The organism is Flavobacterium sp. UBA7682 (genome assembly GCF_002482945.1).
Taxonomy (GTDB): Bacteria; Bacteroidota; Bacteroidia; order Flavobacteriales; family Flavobacteriaceae; genus Flavobacterium.
The window spans coordinates 90,716-113,905 of record NZ_DLGY01000045.1 but is presented as its reverse complement, the minus strand read 5'-3'; the positions used below and the strand labels follow the sequence as shown (position 1 = coordinate 113,905).

The window sequence follows — 23,190 nt, the reverse complement described above, 5'->3', positions numbered from 1 at the left end:
AAAATGCTTTTAATTAAATCTTGAGTTCGATATAAACCGGTAAATGATCTGACGGATATTTTAAGTCTTTGGAATCACTTAAAACGGCATACTTTTTTACTTTAAACGGATTCTCTTTGGATAAAAAGATATAGTCAATGCGTTTGGTTACGTTTTCGTTGTATTTAAAACCATTGAACGTTCCGATTGGTCCAAAAGGTTTTTCTTCTGAAATATCTCGGCTGTCAAGCATTTCTTTTTTCAGGTTGACAATTCGTTCTTCTGTTGGTTCCGAATTGAAATCGCCCATGAAAAAGATAGGGTAATTTTCGGTATTAAGTTCCTTGATTTTAGAAAGAATCAAAAGGATAGAATTGGTTCGTGCCAATTCACCCATGTGGTCTAAATGGGTATTGAAAATCCAAAAAGTTTGTTTGGTTTTGCTGTCTTTTAACAAAGCATAAGTGCAAACACGATTGAGTGCAGCATCCCAACCTTTGGAAATTTTATCAGGCGTTTCTGAAAGCCAAAAGGTGTTTTCTTGCAAGACTTTGAAACGGTCTTTTTTATAAAAAACATTGGATGATTCTCCTTTACCAACACCATCTCTGCCAACGCCGACATAACTATAATTTGGTAAGAGGGTTGCAATATCTGTCACTTGATGAGGTAAAGCTTCTTGAATTCCGAAAATATCCGGTTCGTTAAAAGTAACTTGTGAAGCCCAATAATCTTTGCGATTCGGCCATGCATTTTCACCATCAGAAGCGACATCTAATCTTATATTGTAAGTCATTAACTTTAGTTTTTGTGCCAAAATTGGATTTCCAAAAACCAAAAGCAGTAACAATGAAAAGAGAAATTTTTTCATGCGAATTAAAGTCAAAGTTTGTTACTGTAAATATACTTGATTTGATTTTATGGTATAAAAAAAACGCATTCAAATCAATGAATGCGTTTTGCCCTTCGACTGTACTTCGTCTACGCTCAGCATAAGCTGCTCAGGGTGACACAATATGAAATTATATTATACTCGCTTTTAAATATTCTCTGTTCATGCGAGCGATGTTTTCTAAAGAAATGCCTTTCGGACATTCTACTTCGCAAGCACCCGTATTGGTACAGTTTCCAAATCCTTCTTCGTCCATTTGACGCACCATGTTTAATACGCGTTGGGTTGCTTCTACTTTTCCTTGTGGTAACAAAGCATATTGCGATACTTTGGCACCCACAAATAACATAGCCGAGCCGTTTTTACAAGTTGCGACACAAGCGCCACAACCAATACAAGCAGCGGCTTCAAAAGCCCTGTCGGCGTCGTGTTTTGGAACCGGAGTGGCATTAGCATCAATCGTTCTTCCGGAAGTATTTACCGAAACGAAACCACCGGCTTGTTGGATTCTGTCAAAAGAACTTCTGTCCACCACTAAATCTTTTACTACAGGGAAAGCTTTACTTCTCCATGGTTCGATGTAAATGGTATCACCGTCGTTGAATTTACGCATGTGTAATTGACAAGTTGTTGTCCCGGTATCCGGGCCGTGTGCTCTACCGTTGATGTATAACGAACACATCCCACAAATACCTTCGCGACAATCGTGGTCAAAAGCCACCGGTTCTTTTTTGGTATTGATTAATTGCTCGTTCAATTGGTCTAACATTTCCAAAAATGAACTTGCAGTAGAAACATTATCTAATTTATAAGTTTCTATTTGACCTTTGGCTTTAGCGTTTTTTTGACGCCAAATTTTAAGGGTTATATTGATGTTTTTTGCTGCACTCATAATATCTTATTTGTAATTTCTAGCTGCAATTTTGATAAACTCGTATTTCAATTCTTCTTTGTTCAGAATTTCTTGGCTGATGTCATAACCCATGTATTCCCAGGCACCAACGAAGGCAAAGTTTTCGTCATCGCGAAGTGTTTCGCCTTCAGAATCTTGGTATTCTTCACGGAAGTGACCACCACAAGATTCTTTACGTTGCAACGCATCCATCGCCATTAATTGACCTAAATCAATAAAGTCGGCTACGCGAAGTGCTTTCTCTAATTCAGGGTTTAATTCGTCTGAACTTCCAGGTACGTAAACGTCTCTGTAGAATTCTTCTTTTAGCGCCGCGATTTCTCGAATAGCTTCGTTTAAACCTTTTTCGTTACGGGCCATACCGACTTTATTCCACATAATCAAACCTAGACGTTTGTGGAAATGATCTACAGATTTGGTTCCGTTATTGCTCAAGAATTTGTCGATTGCATTTTTAACGCTGTTTTCGGCTTCTGCAAATTCAGGAGAATCCGTTGAAATTTTTCCGGTTCTGATTTCGTCTGCCAAATAATTGGAAACGGTATAAGGCAATACAAAATAACCATCAGCTAAGCCTTGCATCAAAGCTGAAGCTCCTAATCTGTTGGCTCCGTGGTCAGAGAAATTCGCTTCTCCGGCAACGAAACAACCAGGGATTGTAGATTGTAAATTATAATCTACCCAAACGCCACCCATAGTATAGTGAACTGCCGGATAAATTTTCATTGGCGTTTCGTATGGATTCTCGTCTGTGATTTTTTCATACATCGCGAAAAGGTTACCATATTTTTCTTCCAACCATTTTTTACCCAATTTAGTCACTTCTTCTGCTGACGGATTGTGATTTCCTTGAGAATAAGCCGCTTGGCGACCTTTGGTTTGAATCTCGGTAGAGAAATCTAAGTAAACACCTTCGTTAGTGTCGTTAGCTTCAATGCCGTGACCTTCATCACAACGCTCTTTGGCAGCTCTAGAAGCTACGTCACGAGGAACCAAATTACCAAACGCCGGATAACGTCTTTCTAAGAAATAGTCTCTGTCTTCTTCTTTAAGTTGTGTTGGTTTTAATTTTCCGGCACGAATCGCTTCTGCATCTTCTTTTTTCTTTGGCACCCAAATTCTACCGGAGTTACGCAACGATTCCGACATCAAAGTCAGTTTCGATTGGTTTACGCCGTGAACCGGAATACAAGTTGGGTGAATTTGCACAAAACAAGGATTAGCAAATAATGCACCTCTTTTGTGTATTTTCCAACTGGCTGTAACATTACTTCCCATCGCATTTGTCGAAAGGAAATAAACGTTTCCATAACCACCAGTCGCTATAATTACGGCATGTGCCGAATGTCTTTCTAATTCACCGGTAACCAAGTTACGAGCGATAATTCCACGTGCTTTTCCGTCAATTTTTACCAAATCAAGCATTTCGTGACGGTTGTACATTGCTACGTTTCCAACTCCAATTTGTCTTGATAATGCTGAGTAAGCACCTAATAATAATTGTTGTCCGGTTTGTCCGGCAGCGTAAAAAGTACGTTGTACTTGTGTTCCACCAAAAGAGCGGTTGTCTAACATTCCGCCATAATCACGGGCAAAAGGAACGCCTTGAGCGACACATTGGTCAATGATATTAGCAGAAACTTCTGCCAAACGGTGAACGTTGGCTTCACGAGCTCTGTAATCACCACCTTTGATGGTGTCATAAAATAATCGGTAAGTACTATCACCGTCATTTTGGTAATTTTTGGCAGCGTTGATTCCACCTTGAGCAGCGATTGAGTGCGCTCTTCTTGGCGAATCTTGGAAACAAAATGCTTTTACATTGTATCCCATTTCTCCTAAAGAAGCAGCAGCAGAAGCACCGGCTAAACCAGTTCCAACAACGATTACATCGATTTTAGGACGGTTATTTGGAGCAACTAATTTTAAATGATTTTTATGGTTAGTCCATTTCTCTGAAATAGAACCTTCTGGTATTTTAGAATCTAACTTCATGATGTATACTGATGTTGATTATTTTAGAAAAAAGTGAATATAAACCGGAATCGTTGCAAATAATAGCGGAACTATAATGGCGAATGCCGCTCCGAATCCTTTGATGACCGGTGTGTACTTTGGGTTGTTTAAACCTAGTGACTGGAAAGCACTTTGGAAACCATGAAGTAAGTGGAAAGCCAAAACAAACATCGCCAAAACATAAAGTATTGTTGCGATTAAACCGGTTTTAGCGTCTTTAAAGAAAGCCACCGTGATTTTGTGTAAGTCTTTGTAACCTTCACCCATTTTTACACCAGCTTGGGTATTATAAAATTCTGTTCTGTTTCTGATTTCTAATCCCATTTGCTTCAATTGAATTGAATCTGTTGGAAAAAACTTTCCGTTATCAGTAGTGATGTAGTAATCTGCTTTTTGACCCATTTGATCCACAGTGATGGTTTGCAATGGCATTTTTTCATCAAAATGCATAACTGCCCAAAAGTTAACCATGTGTGTTACAATAAAAACCAAAATCAATGTTCCCAAAACGGCCATGTTTCTTGAAGAAAAACTACTGTTTTTGGAAGGATTGTTTTTGGCATAGCCAATAGGTCTTGCTTTTACATTTTGATAAGTCAATAAAAACCCATCAACGGCATGGAAAAGAATTGAAATGTAAGTTAGATAAGAAAGAAGTTTTACTGCCGGATTAGAGGTCATGAACAACGCATACTTGTTGAACGCTGAAGCATCGCTAAAAATTAATTGAAGATTTCCTGCTAAGTGACCTGCTAAAAACAAGCATAAAAATAAACCTGTAAGAGCCATCCAATATTTTTTTGCTAAGGATGACTTTAAAAGTGCAGATTTTGCCATAATTGTGTATAATTTGTTTAAAAAAATCACACAAAAATACACCTATTTGGTATTAACTACAACCTTTTCGCTCTAATTTATAATGAATTTAAAGTGAGATTAACACTTGTTGATTTTCAATTGTTTAAATGGCTTTTTTTGGTCAAAAAAATTAAACAAAACTATCTAACATAACTCGGAATCAAACCTCTTAATCCCATGTCGACAACATTTTCGCCAATAGAAGGTTCAAATTTTCCGTCAGCGGTAACTTCGTGCCACTCAAAACTGTTGTTAATTGACAACGAAAGAGTAATCACAATATCATCTGTTTCGTTTCCATTGATAACCAAATTGGAAGCAAATCTTCCGGTAACCACACAAGAACCTTGTGGAATAGGCGAAGTTGTTGCAATAGGATTTGGAACTGTAGTGGCATTAGCGGGTGCTTGGCCAGACGAAGAATAAGGTTGGTTGTTTAAGCCAAATGCCCAGTAACCCTGAGTTCTGTTGCCATCGACTTGAAAAATGTTATTGCCAATATTAAATTCGCTTATGTAAGTATTGTATCCAACAAAACTGGCTAAAGTTCCGGTATAATCAATATTTTGGTGTCGTATATTGATTTGGTAATTCTGATAAGACAAAGAAACACGCATCCATTCATAACTGCCGGAAGCGATTTCACTCAAAGGGATTTTTAGGAAAGTTTCACCTTCGGATACTATTTTAGATTGATCAAAATCGATGGCCGAAGCACCTCCTAAATTGGTTTCAGGCGCATGATAAATAATCGTTCCTTGACCAATTTGTGTGAAAGCATTTGGAGCCAATTCCATGTAATGAGCCGAAATAGTATTGAAAATTGGTGATTGAGCGGCATTTCCTGCAGCAACGGTTGAAGGTTGCCCTAAATTATTCAATCGAGCCTGATTTTCATCAAATTGGAATTTGATAATCAACATCGGTTCTTCAGGTGCATTATCACTGCTGCACGAAAAGAACGGCAGCGCGGCGATCAGGAAGAGTAAAAGGATATATGCTTTTTTCATTGGGTTTTGATTTTTTCCGCTACACTGCAAACAATTTGGCTGCGCTTTGGATGATTGATTTTTGATTGATTATGTTAAGACGATGTTAATGTGTTTTTGTTACATCTTCATCTATAACGAGAATATAGTCTGCTTTATTATAATCTTCGGGCATTATTTTTTCTAAATCTTTTTGTTCCAATGTAGCAATGGTGATTATTTGCAGATTTGGCGTGTTTTTTTTCAGATACCAATTGATGCCTTCAAAATTGTCGGAATGATAAGTGCCGTTGTAGTGAATGAAAATACTTCCGTCTTTTAAATTCTTTTCGATAAAATAAGCCATCGTCGCATCTTTACTGGCTTGCGCTTTCGGCATATTCGGACTCGCATGATCGCCCATCATTTTCATCATGTTGACATAACCCGGCAAATTTTCATCATAAGCGATTGGCAAAGGTGCAATCCATGCTTTTTCTTCAGCAGTCAATGTTTCTAAAGCTTCAAATCCTTTTTTAGAAACCGCAGCCGCATATCTTCTGGGAATATTTGTGGCGATAAAAGGCAATTTGTTTTCCTTAGCAAAATCAACCAAAGGTTTATAATCAGTTTTATAATTGGGCCAAAGTCGAGCAGTCGTATCCAATTGTTTTTGGTTGATTTCTCCTTTCAAATATTGGTCTAATGGCGCCTGGTTGTCGGCTTCAATCATTTCTGCACCAAGAACTAGCGGCTTTTTTACAGCTAAATCTTTCGTTAGTTCCAATTGTAACCAATGCACCACTGAATTATTATGGTATTCGCCAAACAAAACCACTTGCGATTTTTCAGCAGCCTTCAGAAGTTTGGCATAAGTCGTCTTTTTGCCTTTCTTGTCAAATAACTGATAAGCCTTTTTGTCCTGAGCATTAAGTCCAAAACATATCAAAAATGCGATGAATAACGTAACCTTTTTCATGGGATTAATTTTGCTTAAAATTATTCATTAATCGTTGAATAAAAAAATGTGTCCCAAAAAAGAATATTTTTGTTCTCAATACTTATGAAAACTCAAAACAATAATTCGGCTTTTTTAGATTATTTGCGTCATTTTATCAATGATTCAGATAAGCATTTGGAACAATCACTGACCGAAATTGCCAATCACTTCAAGATTTTGTCTTTAAAAAAGAACCAATTTTTAGTCGATGAAAATCAAGTTTGCCGTTATTTCTGTTATGTTGAAAGTGGCATTTTGCAACACGCCATTTTAGTTGATGATGAAGAGAAAACCACCTATTTAGCCATGCGAAATTCGGTTACATCGTCTTTAAATAGTTTCCTCAATACAATTCCGTCCAGAAAAAGCATTAAAGCACTAGTCGATTGCCAACTTTGGGTAATTGATTTAGAGTCTTTCAACTATTTGTTAGCCAATAACCAAGCGTTTCATCAATTTTATTACAATTTAATCGAAAGACAGATCATTTTGATTGACGATTATCGCATCGACTTACTGACGTTAACACCGGAAGAACGCTACAAAAAATTATTAGTCACTGAACCCAAACTTTTGCAAGAAGTGCCGCTGCATTATTTGGCTTCTTTCCTCGGTATTTCCAATCGCCACATGAGTCGTATTCGAAAAAACAGCCATTAATTTTTCACCACAAATTCGCGAACTTTATTTTATTTTTAATCTGCGAATCTGCGGTGAACAAAAAATAACGCCATTTGGCTACTTATCGCTTTAGAGTAATCCGTAATTTTGGTAAACTATAATCTAGGAAGTCTAACAATCCAAAAATCTAATAATCTAATATGAAATACCATCAAATAGACCGCGATTTGTTTGTAAAAAACAGGGCCAAATTCACGGCACAAATGAAACCGAACAGCGTGGCTGTTTTTAATTCAAATGACATCTATCCGGTTTCTGCCGATAGTTCTTTACCTTTTGCACAGCACAGAGATATTTTTTACTTGTCAGGTGTTGACCAAGAAGAAAGCATCTTATTGCTTTTTCCTGACGCACCGTATGAACATTTGAAACAAATTTTATTCTTAAAAGAAACCAACGAGCACATTGCAATTTGGGAAGGCGAGAAGCTGACGAAAGACAGAGCGTTTGAAGTTTCCGGCATTAAATCGGTGATTTGGTTACAAGATTTTCACAAAACTTTGAAAGAAGTGATGGCTTACGCCGAAACGATGTACATCAACACCAATGAGCATTACCGCGCGAGTATTGAAACCGAAACCCGTGAAGCGCGTTTTGTCAAATGGTGGAAGGAAAATTATCCGGCGCATAAAGTCGAAAAATCCAACCCAATTTTACAAAGATTGCGTTCGGTAAAAGAAAGCGAAGAATTGGATTTAATCCAAACCGCCTGTGAGATTACTGAGAAAGGTTTCCGTAGAGTGCTCAACTTTACCAAACCTAACGTAATGGAATACGAAATCGAGGCCGAATTCGCTCACGAGTTCCTCAGAAATCGTTCCAAAGGATTCGCCTATACGCCAATCATCGCTTCGGGAAACAATGCCAATGTGTTGCATTATATTGAAAACAACCAACAATGCAAAGCCGGCGATTTATTGTTGTTGGACGTTGGTGCCGAATATGCCAACTATTCCAGCGATATGACCAGAACGATTCCGGTTTCGGGGAAATTCAGTGACCGACAAAAAGCAGTTTACAATGCAGTTTTGCGCGTGAAAAACGAAGCGACTAAAATGTTGGTGACCGGCAATTATTGGAAACAATACCACGTTGAGGTTGGCAAAATCATGACTTCAGAATTGCTTGGCTTAGGCCTAATCGACAAAGCCGATGTACAAAACGAAAACCCGGATTGGCCGGCATATAAAAAATATTTCATGCACGGAACGTCACACCACATGGGATTAGACACGCATGATTACGGGCTATTGCACGAAGCCATGCAAGCCAATATGGTGTTCACCGTAGAACCTGGAATTTATATTCCGGCAGAAGGTTTCGGCATCCGATTGGAAGATGATGTCGTGATTCAGTCAACCGGAGAACCGTTTAACTTGATGCGAAATATTCCGATTGAGGTTGAGGAAATTGAGAGTTTGATGAATTCCTAATCTAGGGAAAAGGGATAAGTAAAAAGGGATAAGACGGCTCACGATTGTGGGTCGTTTTTTTGTTCGAATCTTATTTTTTGAAATAAAGGATCACTTTTTTTCTTAATATCAATCTTTGTAGTCGTTGCAATTCTATCGTTTTTAAAATGTCTGGAAATATTTTTAGATAAATCTTTATAATTATTACTTCCATTATCATATGGACGATAGTAGATTTTTATTTTATCACAGTTAGGGTTTTCAAATATTTGGCTGAGTAAAAATTTATCTGATGTCTCGCATGAATGTCCCATTATTAAAACTCTAAACTTATTAGAGTTCATAAAAGCGATTAAGTTTACTAAATTTTCTTCTTCACCATATTCATGATTTTTCAAATTATTGAGAAAAACATTTCCTTTTTCTTTTAAAGAACCATAATCATTATCTTCATCATCACCGTAACCAAAAATGATATATGGATTTTTATCATTGGATAATTCTCCATGTATATAATTCACTTCTGTTTTGTAAAGTTTGTTTTTTAAATATTCGTAGTATAATCTGGCTGTCGGAGTATAATTAAAACTCAAAAAATATGTCACATATGTTTCGTTCTTTTCTATGTCACTATTGTTTATTTCTTCTTCAAGACTTTTTAAAATTTCATTTGTATCATCTAAGGTGAATGAATATTTTTCACAAATATTTTTTTCTAAGTAATTTACAAGAAGTTTTTTCACATCTTCAAACTCTTCATTTAATCTTTGGACGCTATTTGGATATTTATATATATTCTTTTCTGGAATAGCAATCCCTTTTAATATGTTGTAATAAATAGCTTCAATCCCTGACCAATTTATAGTTGTGCTTTCATTACAAATTATTTTAAAAAACTCATTTTCAAACTTAAAAATAACCTCTCGATCGGCACCTTTAGATGTGTAAAACATTAAACGCTCTTTGTTAAAATAAAAACCAGTATGATCGTTTATATATTCATCTATGTTGGATTTAAAATCATTAAAATTATTGATTATTCCATAATTAGAATAATATTGATCAAAAAGGTCATGAGTATAGACAAACTTTTTGTACTCTTCAGTCTTTACTTTATTCTTGAAATTACTCCAAAAAGCGTCTATAAAATGTCCGTAACTCGTCGGCAACCCATGCGCTAAGTCAAATCCATTTCCAATAATAACCAATCTGTTCATATTCAAATCCTTTTCTCAAATATAGGAATTTTACGTTTAGTATTGTCATTCCGACTGAAAGGAGGAATCTCATCATGAGATGCTTCCTTCGTCAGCATGACAATAATAATGACAAATCAGGCTAAATATACTATGTCTTATATGGTTAAAAAACTATTTTTGTAGCTATGAAAACCATCACTTATAAAAACACCAAAATCTCTTTTACCGACGAAGGTAAAGGTACAGCTGTAGTTTTATTACACGGTTTTCTCGAAAACAAAACGATGTGGCAGGCTTTTGTGCCCGAACTTTCGAAGAAACACCGCGTCATTACCGTTGATTTATTGGGTCATGGTGAAACCGAATGTCTCGGTTATGTGCATGCGATGGAAGACCAAGCCGATATGTTGTTTGCCTTATTTATGCATCTTAAAGTTCGGAAAGTAGTTCTCGTTGGGCATTCTATGGGCGGTTATGTGGCTTTGGCTTTCGCCGAATTGTACCCCGATTTTATGAAAGGTTTGTTTTTACTGAATTCAACTTCTCGTGCGGATAGTGACGAACGCAAAATGAATCGCGATAGAGCAATAGTTTGTGTTAAGCAGAATTATGGTGCTTTTGTGAGCATGTCGATTGCCAATTTGTTTAGTGAAGACAATCACGAACGCTTAGCCGACGAAATCGAAAAGGTAAAAGAACAAGCTTTGAAAACACCTTTGCAAGGTATTGTTGCTGCTTTAGAAGGCATGAAAATCCGAAAAGACCGTGAAGTAATTTTACATTTTGCGCCTTATCCGATGCAGTTGGTTTTAGGTCAAAAAGATGGTGTTTTACACTACGAAGACAGTTTGGAACAAATTGAAGGAACGAAAGTCGAGTTGACCACTTTTCCAGATGGACATATGAGTCACATTGAAAACGAGGCGGCATTGATGAAAGTGTTGTTGGGTTTTTTGAAGAAGGTATAAACGCCTTTGTGCTCTTGGCGTAATGCCTTTGCGACCTTTGCGGTTCAAATCAATTTATTTTCTCCTCAAAAGCCTTTTCCAAATTAAAAATCTCTTGTAGCAAAACTACAATCTGTTCTAGATAGGCTTCCATAATTTCAGGCGAAATGACTTCGGTTACTTCTTTATCTTGTTTGAAATTAAAAGGCAAAAATCCGGATTTTAAATTTTTAAACGAAATGATTCCGGCTTCAATTTCTCTGCCTTTGGCTTGTTCTTCAAACATAAAAGCGTACGCCAAAATCTGAATGATCTTGTCGTTTTTGATGTCTTCGGTTAAGCCTTTCCAGTCTTTTAAAGTGACGCTTTTTTGCTCGACTTTCCCCGTTTTATAATCAATGATTCTGATTTTGCCGTTGCGGATTTCAATTCGGTCCACGTTTCCTTTGATTAATACCGGAAATGGCAAACGCATGTCTTCTAAAGTTCTTTGAAAGGTTTCTTCTAAAGCGATAATTTGCACTTCATCACCTTTTTCTAAATTTTCTAATTCGAGTTTGAGAAAGTTTAACACATTGCGTTTTGCGACTTCAAAAGCCAACAGGTTTCTGCCTTTTTTGATTTCGCCTTCTTTGTACACTTCTTTGAATTGGGTCAACACTTCGTCATCTATCTTTTTGAAGCAACTTTCGATATCGATTTTGGTTAAAATTCTTCCGATAAACGGTTTGTACAAAGCTTCTAAAGCACCGTGAATAATGGTTCCTAAAGTATTCACTGCGATATTCTCTTCGACTTCATCGGTTTCCGAAATACGCAACACTCGTTGAAAATAAAACTGAATCGGATTTCGAATATAGGTCGTTAAGGACGAAGGCGAAAAACCATTGGTAGCAATTTCGCGCAAGCGTGTTATAACACTTTCTGTTTTTGGAACTATAATGGGTTGGTGTGCAATATTGGGCACATCGGGATTGAAATATTGAAAGGTTAAATTGTGATTAGGTTGTTTTTCGACTTCCAATTGGGTAATGAAACGGCTTTTTTCGCCGGCATCAAAACCATCGCTGTCGGCATTGAAAATCAGGTAAATGTTTTTGGCGCGTTGCAATAAATGGTAAAAGTGATACGTGTAAATCGCGTCTTTTTCTTTGTAAGTTGGCAACCCTAATTCGCGTTTCACATCATAAGGAATAAACGAATTGGTGCTTTTTCCTGCCGGAAATTTGCCTTCGTTGACCGAGGTGATGATTACGGTTTCAAAATCGAGCACACGACTTTCCAAAACGCCCATGATTTGCAAACCGTCTAATGGTTCGCCTTCAAAGGACACTTCGGCAACTTCAATCACTTGTTTGTAAATGGCGTGTAACGTTTTGATGTCGTCTATGTTTTGGTGTTCGCCAAAATAAGAAATCATCTTGTTAATTACTTTGAATACGGAATAGACAAAGGCATTTGTGATTTTCTCTTCTTCGTTGTCGTAACTCAGATTCGCTTTAATTTGGAGTAAAATTTGAGATAGATTTTCTAAAACCGCTACCGAGTTGGTGTCCCATTTTCGGAACAACATTTTGAATAAAGCATTGTCATTAGGGTATAAATCCTCGAGTTTTTTGTGTGTAATAAAAGTGTAATTGTTTTTGTTGATTCGGTTGACCAATTCGCCGGCATAGACATAAGGTTCAATCAACGGATGCGTCAAAATATCGAGTACATCTTTGTAATACATCACATAACTGCTCGGATTTCTTGACAAAGCATTGGAATGCAGTTTGAATAGTTTGGCGATTAATAATTGCGCAGGATTGTTTTTGCTCGAAAATCCCATCGTGACATTTAAGGCGTTAACGGTATTTGGTAACGAATGCAAAACCGGTAATAATAAATTTTCTTCTCCTAAAACTACGGCTACGTTTTGCAGATTTGAATCATTTTCTCTAATATATTTATCGATTATGCTTCCGGCAATTTTGGCTTGACCGATAGATTTGGAAGTCGCAATGACGTGAATGTTTTTCGCTTCGGTAAAATCGTTTACAATCCACTCATAAGGATGTGTTTTGTAGTAAATCCATTCCGATTTAAATTTCCTTTGGAACAAACCCGCATCATGGAAAGAATCATAAAGTAGTGTTTCGTCAATATCCCAATAGATTTTGGCTTTGTCTAAGGCCAATAAATGTTGGATGATTTTTTCTTCGGCTTGGTTCAAAGCATTAAAGCCTGCAAATATAAATTGGTTGGTATTGTTTTCTGAAAAATGATTTAAATTCTCAACTGCTTCGCGATAAATTAAACCTTGATAGCCAATGCCTTTGTTGAGCAAATAATCATAAAGAGATTGGTAATATTCAGGAAGTTTTTTCCAGAAGATTAAGTAGTTTTCAATGAGTTCGGTGCGTTTTTCAATATCAACAGCCCAATGTTCAATTTCCTTGATGTTTTCCAGATACTTTAAAACTTTGTTGGGTTCTAGTAGGTAACGGTCAATCTCGTTGAAATCTTGTAGTAGCGTTTTAGCCCAGTTGGCAAAGGTTTCGAAGGATTCTTGTTTGTCTTTTTCAGTAACAGAAAGATAGACGTCATAGAATTCGAAAAGCAGTTCAACACTATCTATGGAGCGAATGCCTGCAACATCTTGAATGAAATCTTCAATGCTGATGATTTCGGGAGCGAAGACATTATTGGGTACTGATTCCTTTAGTGCTGCAAGCAAAAAAACTTTGGCTCTTTTGTTGGGCAAAATTACCACCAAATCCAATAAATTGTTGGAATGGGTTTTCAGAATTTCTTGCGTGAGTTGGTAAAGAAATGTTGGCTTTGACATTCTATAAAAATAAAAAAACGCCCCGAATTTCGGAGCGTTTTTTAGAAATATTTTGAGAAGAAATTATTTTACTAATTTCACTTCAACTCTTCTGTTGTTAGCTTTACCAGCTTTAGTTTTGTTAGTATCGATTGGTTTAGCCTCACCGAAACCAGCTGAAGACAATCTTGAAGAAGCAATACCGTTTTCAATTAAATAATTTTTAACGGCTGCAGCTCTGTTTTCAGAAAGTGTTTGGTTAGCAGCATCTTTACCATCGCTATCAGTGTGACCTTCGATTGAGAAGTTAGAGTTTGGATACTCTTTCAAGATAGCTACAATTGCTTGTAATACTGGGTAAGTTTGTTGTTGGAAAGAAGCTTTACCGCTATCAAATAAGATAGTTTTAGCATAGTCATTCAATCTTTTGATAGCTTCTTCAGTAACTTCAGGACAACCATTGTTTGCAACAGTACCTTTTACGTCTGGACATCTGTCATCTTTGTCTAATACATTGTCACCATCTCTATCTGGCCAAGGACAACCACCATTTTCTTTAGGACCTTTAACGTCTTTACATTTGTCTTCTTTGTCTTGAACTCCGTCACCGTCAGTATCAGGACAACCACCGAAAGCTTTTAAACCAGCCACTTCTGGACAAGCATCAACATTATCAGCAATTCCGTCACCGTCAGTATCAGGACAACCATTGAATTCAACCGGACCAGCGATATCTTTACAAGCATCTTTGCTGTCTTCAATTCCGTCACCATCAGTATCAGGACAACCATTGAATTGTTTTAAACCAGCTTCTTCTGGACAAGCATCATCTTTATCATAAATTCCGTCTCCATCTTTGTCAGAACCTCCAAATTTGAAAGTAAGACCTGCAAAATGTTGCATGTGCGTTGGCATATCTTCACGTAAATCTTCGAAAGAATGTTTGTAAGTAGAACGAACAGATAAACCGATGTTTTCAGTAAACCAATAAGTTAAACCTAAACCTCCGTTTACAGTACCGGCACTCATGTCGTCACCAATCCAAGTGTAACCTCCACCAGCGTGAATAGATGGGTCAATTTTTTTAGATCCAATTAAACTCATCAAACTGTAGTTGATAACACCATCAACAGCGTAATAGTTCAAATCGCCAGGATTTACAACTTCGTATGGTCCATCGCCAACTCTTGGCAATACATACCTGTTAATTTTGTTAAGGGAACCTGTAATTCCGAAAGAGAAATTACCGCCAACGTATTTAGATACGTTTACAAAAGATACTGAAGGTAAAATGTTCCAGTTGTCATTAGCATTAAAATACTGAGAGAACTGATCCTCTAATTTTGATGCAGCGCTTACTCTTGTATCTACTGCGTTAGCCCCAAACGATATAGCCCAAGGGTTGTTGCTGTCTTGAGCTTGAGAGCTGAAACCAGCCAACATTAGCATAGCAACGAATAATTTGTTAAGATGTTTCATACTTAATTTGATTAGATTATAATAATTATAATGAAGCAAAAGTAATACGTATTAATATAATATCAAAATCTTATTGTTAAAATGTGGAAATTATGTAATGTTTTGGATAAATTTTGGAATTCCAATGACAATTACGCAACATTTAACACCGTTTTATATGACATTTAACATCTTGGCTACTTCTTCAAAGGCTTTAATAGCCTGATCAAGATGTTCTTTGGTATGTGCGGCTGATAATTGTACTCTGATTCTAGCTTTGTCTCTTGGAACCACTGGAAAAAAGAATCCAATCACGTAGATTCCTTTTTTCAATAATTCATCTGCCATGACTTGAGACAATTTGGCATCATATAACATCACAGGAACAATGGCTGAATCTCCATCAATGATATCCAAACCTGCTTTTTTCATTCCTGCTTTGAAGTAGTTGGTATTCCATTCTAATTGATCTCTCAACTTGGTGTCTTTTTCTAATAGTTCGAAAACTTTGATAGAAGCACCAACAATGGCCGGAGCTAAAGAGTTTGAAAACAAATAAGGTCTTGAACGTTGACGTAATATTTCAATCACTTCTTTTTTAGCCGTAGTATATCCGCCCATAGCGCCGCCTAAAGCTTTCCCTAAAGTTCCGGTGATGATGTCAACTCTGCCCATTACGTTTTTGGCTTCCATCGTTCCTTTACCGGTTGCACCGATGAAACCGGCTGCGTGACATTCGTCAACCATAACTAATGCATCGTATTTGTCGGCTAAGTCACAGATTTTATCTAATGGTGCCACCAATCCGTCCATAGAGAAAACACCATCGGTTACGATTAACTTGAATCGATGTCCGGCTTCAACCGCTTTTTTCAATTGGGTTTCCAAATCTTCCATATTGGAATTTTCATAACGGTAACGCGCGGCTTTACACAATCGCACACCGTCAATAATAGAAGCATGGTTTAAACTGTCTGAAATAATACAATCTTCTTCGCCTAAAAGTGGTTCGAAAACACCACCATTGGCATCAAAAGCTGCTGCATATAAAATAGTATCTTCCGTTCCGTAAAAATCGGCTATCTTTTTTTCTAAAGTTTTGTGAATATCCTGAGTTCCGCAAATGAAACGTACTGATGACATACCGAATCCGTGAGAATCTAAAGCGTCTTTCGCTGCCTGAATTACTTCCGGATGCGAAGACAACCCCAAATAATTATTAGCACAGAAGTTTAAAACTGTTTTGCCGTTTACGGTGATTTCCGCGCCTTGAGGCGAAGTGATGATGCGTTCTCTTTTGAAAATACCGTTTTGCTCAATGGTATTTAGTTCGTTTTGTAAGTGTTGTTGAATTTTTCCGTACATGTTATTTAGTTTGTTGTTTGTTGTTTCTTTTTCTGCCTTTTGCCTTTTGCCTTTTGCCTTTTGCCTTTTGCCTTTTGCCTTTTGCCTTTTGCCTTTTGCCTTTTGCCTTTTTTTAGAGTTTACAAATTTACTATTTCCAACCTTTCCCCAATATAAACCAATGCTTTTTTAGTCACTTTAAAACCCATTTTTTCGATTGCGTTTTGATAATTTTCCAATTGCAAGGTGTATTTCGTTTGGTGCGCTCCGGTTTTGTAATCGAGCAAATAGATTTCTTGGTTGGTGTTGATGACCATTCTATCTGGTTTGACCAAGTTGCCTTCTTTTTGAATGATGGTTTTTTCGTTTAGAATTTTGTTGCCAATGGCGAAAAAGGATAGCAAATCAGAATGGTTGACGACTTGTTGAATGGTTTGTTCGACTTCTTCTTTTTGCGATGCGACGATTAATCCGTTTTCGATGGCTTTGGTGAGTGCCAAATCAATGTCGTCTTTGCTTTTGACGAAAGATAGAATTTCGTGTAAAATGTTCCCGAATTCAATGGCTTTCTGCTGTTGTGTGTTCCACATCAAACTTTCTTTTTGGGCAATTTTGATGTTTTTCGGGTTCAAAGTGGCTACTAATTGAGGGATGGTTTCGGTTTCGTCAATGAGGTCTTTGGTGTCGGATAATTTTTTGGCTTCGCCAAATGAATACTCAAATTTACTTTCGTCAAAACCTTTGTCTTCCAAAAACTTGATAAAAAACGTCGCCATGTTATTTGGATATTCGCCCGAAGTTTTGCTTCTGCCTTGCATCCCCGAAATGATATACAATTGCTCTTCAGCACGCGTTAGCGCCACATACAAAACATTAATATTGTCGAGCAATTCTTCCTGTTTTTTTTGTTGGTACACCAAAGTGGCTTCTTCGCCATAACCTTCGACTTTACTACTTTTGTCGACTAATGCTTTCGGCAAACCGATAATGGCTTCATCGGCATTGAGCCACATTTTTTCCCGCGGACCTTTGCTGTAATCTTCTTCGGCAAAAGGAAAAATCACCACCGGAAATTCTAAACCTTTCGATTTGTGAATCGTCATAATCCGAACGGCATCGTTTCCTTCAGGCGACGGAATACTGAGTTTCTCCGAATTGTTGTCCCAATAAGAAAGAAAATCCGAAATGCCGGCTTGATTTTTAAGATCTCGCTGTAAAACTTCATCCAGGAAAAACTGGATGTAAGCATTGCGCTTGGCCATCGGAATGACTTTAGCAATGATAATTTCTGTGGCTTCGTACAATGATTTTTTTCGAATATTTTGAAACGAAAAATCTATGTTGAATGTCGTTAACCAGTTTTGAAATTCGGTTTCCGATTTTTGTTCCATACCTTGGGCAATGAAATCGTGAATCGCTAATTGCTCTTGTTGCGAAGCCAAATAATACAAGAAATTCGCTTTTGATTGCAAATCGTGGCTGTTTTTCAGATAACGCAAAATGTGAATTACGCCTTGAACTTCCGACGAAGCACCGAGCAACAAACTTTCCGAAGACAAAATCGGAATGCCGTTTTCGGTTAAATAATTGGCGACTTCAGTACCGTGAGCTTTTTTTCGAGTTAGAATCACCATGTCTTTGTAGCGGAAACCGTTTTGTTTGACTTTTTCAATCGTGGCTAAAGTCGCTTGCAAATACAATTCGTTTTTGGCTAGATTTTCTTCATCGTCAAAGGTTTCTTTGTCAATTTTTGGTACAAAAGAAATATTGACATAACCACCAGTTTTGGAATTGAACTTTTGATGGCTGTGGTTTTGGTACAAATCTTTGTAATCTGCATGCGCAAATTCATTCGACAAAAAGCCAAAGAGTTTGTTGTTGAAATCAATAATTTCCGAGTAACTGCGGTAATTGGTTCCCAATGAAAAAGGTTTCCAATCCGGATTCACGAATGGATTTTTGCCTTTTACTAATTCGATAAATTGTTCGGCTTTTCCACCGCGCCAACGGTAAATCGATTGTTTTGGATCGCCTACAATCATTAGCGAACCTTGTTCACCATTCAAATCTTCGCTCGACAAGGCATTATCAATCAGCGGAATCAAATTCTGCCATTGCATTTCGGAAGTATCTTGAAACTCGTCGATAAAGAAATTTCTATATTTTTCACCTAAACGTTCGTAAATAAACGGCGCCGGTTGGTTTTGGATTTGTTCGTTAATCAGTTTATTAAATTCAGCTATAGAAAGGATGTTTTGTTCTTTTTGGATTTTGCCCAATTCATTGCTAACCGTATTGAGTAAAGAAAGCGGTGTGATGTTTTTGAGAAACGCTTCGTAGAAATTTTTCTTTTCGAATGTTGCATAAATCGAAGCCAACATTTCGAGTAAATCGGGAATGATATTTTCAATTATCGCTCTGTCGGAAGCGGTTTTGTTGATAGAAATATCTTCAAACTGATAATATCTCTTGTTGATAGGATTGAATCTTTTTTCAACAATGCTTTTTATATGATTTGGAAAAGTTTCTCTTGAAAACGATTTGAGATCAATGCCTTTGTTTTGAATTAACAATAATATTTCGCTTGCTGCTTCAACCGTTTTCGTTTCTAATTCATCACAAAGTTCCGTCAGTTTGTTTTTGATTTCAATAAACTCCGTAATGGTTTTGTTTTGGAAATGCGTGATTTCTTCCCGATTGTTTTCGTTTAAAATCAATTTTCCGGTGTCCATAATTTCGCGCGAAATGTCCCAAGATTTGTCGTCATCGGTTTTTTCCATGGTGAAATCGACCAACAAGTTGGTTAACGTTTCATCGTTTCCGGCTTCGGCTATGATGGCGTCGACGGCTTCGGTCAATAAATTTTCGGTATCCAACGACACTTCAAACGTAATGGGCAAATTCAAATCGTGTGCAAAAGCGCGAATGACTTTGTGCGTGAATTTGTCAATGGTAGAAATATCAAACGAAGCATAATTGTGAATCAGGTTTTTGATGATGCTTTTGGCTTTTTCGGTAATCGTGGCCAATGATAATCCTGTTTCCCTTTGAATGTCTTGCATCAATTGCAATGCTTTATCGGAAGGATTTTCTTTGGCAAATTCTGACAGACTTTCGACCACCCGACTTTTCATTTCGTGTACTGCTTTGTTGGTAAACGTAATGGCTAAAATATTACGATAGGCATCGGGTTTTTTAGACAAGAGAATAATCTTTAGGTATTCTTTGACCAAAGTATAAGTTTTGCCCGAACCGGCGGAAGCGTCGTATATGGAGAAAGCGGTTTTTTGCATTAGTTACTTTTAGTAGTTTTTAAATTTAATAGCCATTGTTTGGCATATTTATAAGCGAATACTATAATGGCAAATTCAATTGTCTTAATTATTAACGAAAGTATGAACACCCACCAAGTGATTCCAAAATCCAAACTGAAAATACGCCAACTGCTCGGAAGATAATCTCTGTGAAGGGAAGTTATCATTATGACAAATCTTTCAAAAGTTAGAATAAAAGAAATACAAATTAATAGCCTGAAAATCAAAAGTCTTCTAATGAAACGAATTCTTAATGATTGGGTTAACATTACCCAAAACAAAGGTTGAAACCAATAGCCAAAAGAATACGGACCGGTTAGCCTGCGGATAAATTGTGCTTTTTCTTCTTCATTCATTACGTTAAAATAAGTTAACAATACCGCAATTATCCAAACAATGCCATAGGCTAATCCTAAAAAAGCAAGCGTTTTGCATGCCTGTTTATCAAACTCAGCCAAAAACTCTTTTTGGTATTTGAATAATCGTAAAATAAAAAACAAAATGGAATACCAGCCAAAACCGATAATCAAGTCAACTCGGATGAAATCCAATATGAAATCAAAAACGGCTACCATTGGTTTTTATTGATCAGGTAAACAAAATTCAACTTCGCGTCTTCACCATAATATTCCACTTCAAATTCGTCAATTTTCACAGCACCGATTTTTTCAATAGCTTTTTGTGACCGAAGATTAAACGCGCCAATATGAAAATAAACTTTATTGACATGTGCGAAAGCATAATCGAGCATGATTTTTTTCAAAGCTTTGTTGTAGCCGTTGCCCCAAAATTTCCGTCCGATAAAGGTATAGCCAATCAATACCGAATTTTCTTTTTCGTTATAATCATAAAAACGACTGCTGCCGATTACTTCATTTGTTTTTACATCGCGAATTATAAAAGCACCTTTAGACAAAATGGCACCTTCAAAATAATTTTGAAAAACATCGCGTTGGTATCGCAGTTTGTTTGGATGTTGTTCCCAAACCAAAGGATCAGAAGCCACGGCATACAATTCTTCAAAATCTATTTCCTGTAAAGGAATTAGTTTAATAAGCTCATTTTCAAGTTTATTGGTTTGCAAATCAAACATAGAAAACTATAGTTTTTATTTATGCTACTAATGTAATTAATTAATTCTTTATTAAGAAAAACGAATTTTTCAATGCGTAATTTTGCAACTGAATTAAAAAATATTGTTTTGAAGAAAAATGAAGTTATTTTGGTAGCATTGATGGCGTTACTGAATTTCACACACATACTCGATTTTATGATTATAATGCCTTTGGGAAATATCTTGATGCCCAAATGGAATTTGACTACTTCTGAGTTCTCAATTATTGTTTCCAGTTATTCTTTGGCTGCTTTTGTGAGTAGCTTTTTTGCCATTTTCTTTGCGGATAAATTCGACCGAAAAAAACTATTGCTTTTTGGATATTCCGGATTTTTAATTGGCACTTTTGCTTGTGCTTTTGCTTTTGGAACTTATTCGATGATATTGGCCAGAACATTGACCGGATTGTTCGGTGGTTTAATCAGCGCACAAATCTTAAGTATTATTGCCGATGTTATTCCGTATGAAAGACGCGGCAGAGCGATGGGAATGTTGATGGGCGGATTTGCTTTGGCTTCGGTGATTGGCGTTCCTTTTGGGTTGTTTTTAGCTAACAAATATGATTGGCATTATCCGTTTTTAGTCGTTGCGATTTTTGGCGTGTTGTTGTTGCCGTTCTTAATACGATTTGTTCCCAATGTCAATGCCCATTTATCTACTCCTGTAAAGTTGAAAGAACGCATATCCAATTTCTATGACATCTTTAGTAACCAAGCGCAAATCACGGCTTTGTTATTTAGTTTCTTGTTAATCACCGGACATTTTATAATCGTGCCATTGATTAATCCTTATTTGGTTTACAATGTTGGCGTTCCGCAGGAATACACACCTTTAATTTATTTAGTCGGTGGAATTTGTTCTTTGATTTCCGCTCAAATCATTGGAAAATTAGCTGATAGTTATGGCAAAAGAACCGTGTTCGTTTGGGCAGCTTTAATTTCAACTTTCTTTGTTGTTTTGATAACTAATATGCCTCATTGGCAACTTTTCATTGTGTTAGGTATCTTCGGATTTTGGTTTAGTTCTTCAACAGGAAGAACAGTTCCTGGTCAAGCGATGATTACCCAAGCGGTTACCAGTCAAACTCGAGGTAGTTTTATGAGTTTAAATTCTTGTGTGCAATCACTTGGGACAGGATTTGCCTCATTAATGAGTGGTTGGATTACTTATAGTGATACCAAATTTGCTATCCATAATTACAATTATTTAGGCTACATAAGTATTAGTTTGATTTTATTGTGTGTTTTGTTATCTTACCAATTAGAGCGAAAACTGCAATATGTTGAGGTGTAATTTTTTGAAATGTTATAAATGATTGTGTGAATTTTATAAGTAAAAACAATTTATAATTTATAAATTTGAACATCAAATATTAATCTTTAAATATAGTAACCATGGCTTTTGAATTACCGCAATTACCTTATGCATACGATGCATTAGAACCATATATTGATGCTAAAACAATGGAAATTCACCATTCGAAACATCATAATGCTTATACAACCAATCTTAATGCGGCGATTGCCGGAACAGATTTGGAAGGTTTAACGATAGAAAACATCCTAATCAACTTGGATATGAAAAACGCAGCAGTTAGAAATAACGGAGGCGGATTTTATAACCACAATTTGTTTTGGAGAGTAATGGCGCCTAATGGTGGCGGATTGCCAACAGGCGAATTAGCTGAAGCAATTGAAAGAGATTTTAAATCATTCGAAGAATTCAAAGCGCAATTTGCCAAAGCTGGCGCAACACGTTTTGGTTCTGGCTGGGCTTGGCTTTGTGTTCATAAAGGCGGAAAGTTGGAAGTTTGTTCGACACCCAATCAAGACAGTCCATTAATGCCGGATACAGCTTGTGGCGGTTTCCCTATTTTAGGAATGGATGTTTGGGAACACGCTTATTACTTAAACTATCAAAACCGCCGTCCCGATTATATTGAAGCGTTCTTCAATGTAATCAATTGGACAGAAGTTGCCAGATTATACGCGACAGAAAAATAAAAGACAAACTCTTTTTAAGGATTTAAACCGATTGTGAAAGCAGTCGGTTTTTTTATTTGGGATAGGGTTAAAAATAAACAGGCGGAATTGCTTCCACCTGTTTGCCCCAAATCTACCATAAACTTAACCTACACTAAATACTATGGTAGTGCAAATTTAACAACATAAAAAAGGAAAAAGTGCTTTTTTAACTGAATTATATTGGAATGATAGGCAAATGAGAGTAGAAATCGCCTTTTTTATGATTTTCAGCCTTTATAAAATAAAAAAGGTGAAAATTTCT

General features: G+C 36.7%; 18 protein-coding genes. 5 read left to right on the top strand and 13 right to left on the bottom strand.

The window, feature by feature from the left end; genetic code table 11:
* Positions 1-13 precede the first annotated feature (13 nt).
* The 6 genes from B3C16_RS13460 to B3C16_RS13435 form a co-directional block, all read right to left on the bottom strand.
* A complete protein-coding gene (locus B3C16_RS13460) occupies positions 14-850 on the bottom strand; it encodes an endonuclease/exonuclease/phosphatase family protein (protein ID WP_291132579.1) in 837 nt (278 codons plus the stop codon).
* A gap of 151 nt (positions 851-1,001) precedes the next feature.
* Entirely contained in the window at positions 1,002-1,763 is a 762-nt protein-coding gene (locus B3C16_RS13455; protein WP_121314951.1) for a succinate dehydrogenase/fumarate reductase iron-sulfur subunit, read from the bottom strand.
* A 6-nt stretch (positions 1,764-1,769) separates the two neighbouring features.
* Complete coding sequence (locus tag B3C16_RS13450; protein WP_291132576.1) at positions 1,770-3,779, bottom strand: fumarate reductase/succinate dehydrogenase flavoprotein subunit; 2,010 nt, start codon at positions 3,777-3,779, stop codon at positions 1,770-1,772.
* An 18-nt stretch (positions 3,780-3,797) separates the two neighbouring features.
* Complete coding sequence (locus B3C16_RS13445) at positions 3,798-4,637, bottom strand: succinate dehydrogenase cytochrome b subunit (protein WP_291132574.1); 840 nt, start codon at positions 4,635-4,637, stop codon at positions 3,798-3,800.
* A gap of 161 nt (positions 4,638-4,798) precedes the next feature.
* Positions 4,799-5,668, bottom strand: a complete 870-nt coding sequence (locus tag B3C16_RS13440) for a hypothetical protein (RefSeq protein WP_291132573.1) — start codon at positions 5,666-5,668, stop codon at positions 4,799-4,801.
* Between the two features lie 85 nt (positions 5,669-5,753).
* Positions 5,754-6,605, bottom strand: a complete 852-nt coding sequence (locus B3C16_RS13435; RefSeq protein WP_291132571.1) for a ChaN family lipoprotein — start codon at positions 6,603-6,605, stop codon at positions 5,754-5,756.
* Positions 6,606-6,689: 84 nt separating this feature from the next.
* Between B3C16_RS13435 and B3C16_RS13430 the strand changes: the two genes are divergently transcribed.
* Together B3C16_RS13430 and B3C16_RS13425 are read left to right on the top strand one after the other, a co-directional pair.
* Positions 6,690-7,286 carry a Crp/Fnr family transcriptional regulator gene (locus B3C16_RS13430; protein ID WP_291132569.1) on the top strand — a complete coding sequence of 199 codons (597 nt, stop codon included), beginning with the start codon at positions 6,690-6,692 and terminating at the stop codon, positions 7,284-7,286.
* Positions 7,287-7,447: 161 nt separating this feature from the next.
* Positions 7,448-8,740, top strand: coding sequence for an aminopeptidase P family protein (locus B3C16_RS13425; protein ID WP_291132567.1), 1,293 nt, complete (start codon positions 7,448-7,450; stop codon positions 8,738-8,740).
* A gap of 38 nt (positions 8,741-8,778) precedes the next feature.
* On the opposite strand, the gene B3C16_RS13420 is transcribed toward B3C16_RS13425, so the two are convergent.
* Positions 8,779-9,936: an AbiH family protein gene (locus B3C16_RS13420; RefSeq protein WP_291132565.1), complete on the bottom strand. Its 1,158-nt coding sequence runs from the start codon at positions 9,934-9,936 to the stop codon at positions 8,779-8,781.
* 167 nt (positions 9,937-10,103) lie between these two features.
* On the opposite strand from B3C16_RS13420, the gene B3C16_RS13415 reads away from it, so the two are divergent.
* Complete coding sequence (locus B3C16_RS13415; RefSeq protein WP_291132563.1) at positions 10,104-10,886, top strand: alpha/beta fold hydrolase; 783 nt, start codon at positions 10,104-10,106, stop codon at positions 10,884-10,886.
* Positions 10,887-10,935: 49 nt separating this feature from the next.
* On the opposite strand, the gene B3C16_RS13410 is transcribed toward B3C16_RS13415, so the two are convergent.
* The 6 genes from B3C16_RS13410 to B3C16_RS13385 all read right to left on the bottom strand — a co-directional run bounded on the left by B3C16_RS13410 (position 10,936) and on the right by B3C16_RS13385 (position 20,883).
* Positions 10,936-13,695, bottom strand: coding sequence for a PD-(D/E)XK nuclease family protein (locus B3C16_RS13410; RefSeq protein ID WP_291132561.1), 2,760 nt, complete (start codon positions 13,693-13,695; stop codon positions 10,936-10,938).
* Positions 13,696-13,758: 63 nt separating this feature from the next.
* The gene (locus tag B3C16_RS13405) at positions 13,759-15,153 is read right to left on the bottom strand and encodes an OmpA family protein (protein ID WP_121312075.1); all 1,395 of its coding nucleotides are present in this window, start codon (positions 15,151-15,153) and stop codon (positions 13,759-13,761) included.
* A gap of 153 nt (positions 15,154-15,306) precedes the next feature.
* Entirely contained in the window at positions 15,307-16,497 is a 1,191-nt protein-coding gene (gene kbl, locus B3C16_RS13400; protein WP_291132558.1) for a glycine C-acetyltransferase, read from the bottom strand.
* A 119-nt stretch (positions 16,498-16,616) separates the two neighbouring features.
* The gene (locus tag B3C16_RS13395) at positions 16,617-19,769 is read right to left on the bottom strand and encodes a UvrD-helicase domain-containing protein (protein WP_291132556.1); all 3,153 of its coding nucleotides are present in this window, start codon (positions 19,767-19,769) and stop codon (positions 16,617-16,619) included.
* Positions 19,769-20,365, bottom strand: a complete 597-nt coding sequence (locus B3C16_RS13390; RefSeq protein ID WP_121312072.1) for a hypothetical protein — start codon at positions 20,363-20,365, stop codon at positions 19,769-19,771. The genes B3C16_RS13395 and B3C16_RS13390 overlap by 1 nt, the downstream gene beginning before the upstream one ends.
* A complete protein-coding gene (locus B3C16_RS13385; protein ID WP_121312071.1) occupies positions 20,359-20,883 on the bottom strand; it encodes a GNAT family N-acetyltransferase in 525 nt (174 codons plus the stop codon). Before B3C16_RS13385 ends, B3C16_RS13390 begins: the two co-directional genes overlap by 7 nt.
* A gap of 72 nt (positions 20,884-20,955) precedes the next feature.
* Between B3C16_RS13385 and B3C16_RS13380 the strand changes: the two genes are divergently transcribed.
* Both B3C16_RS13380 and B3C16_RS13375 read left to right on the top strand, forming a co-directional pair.
* Positions 20,956-22,197, top strand: a complete 1,242-nt coding sequence (locus B3C16_RS13380; protein ID WP_199717088.1) for an MFS transporter — start codon at positions 20,956-20,958, stop codon at positions 22,195-22,197.
* 101 nt (positions 22,198-22,298) lie between these two features.
* Positions 22,299-22,907: a superoxide dismutase gene (locus B3C16_RS13375; RefSeq protein WP_121312070.1), complete on the top strand. Its 609-nt coding sequence runs from the start codon at positions 22,299-22,301 to the stop codon at positions 22,905-22,907.
* The last annotated feature ends 283 nt before the right edge of the window (positions 22,908-23,190 follow it).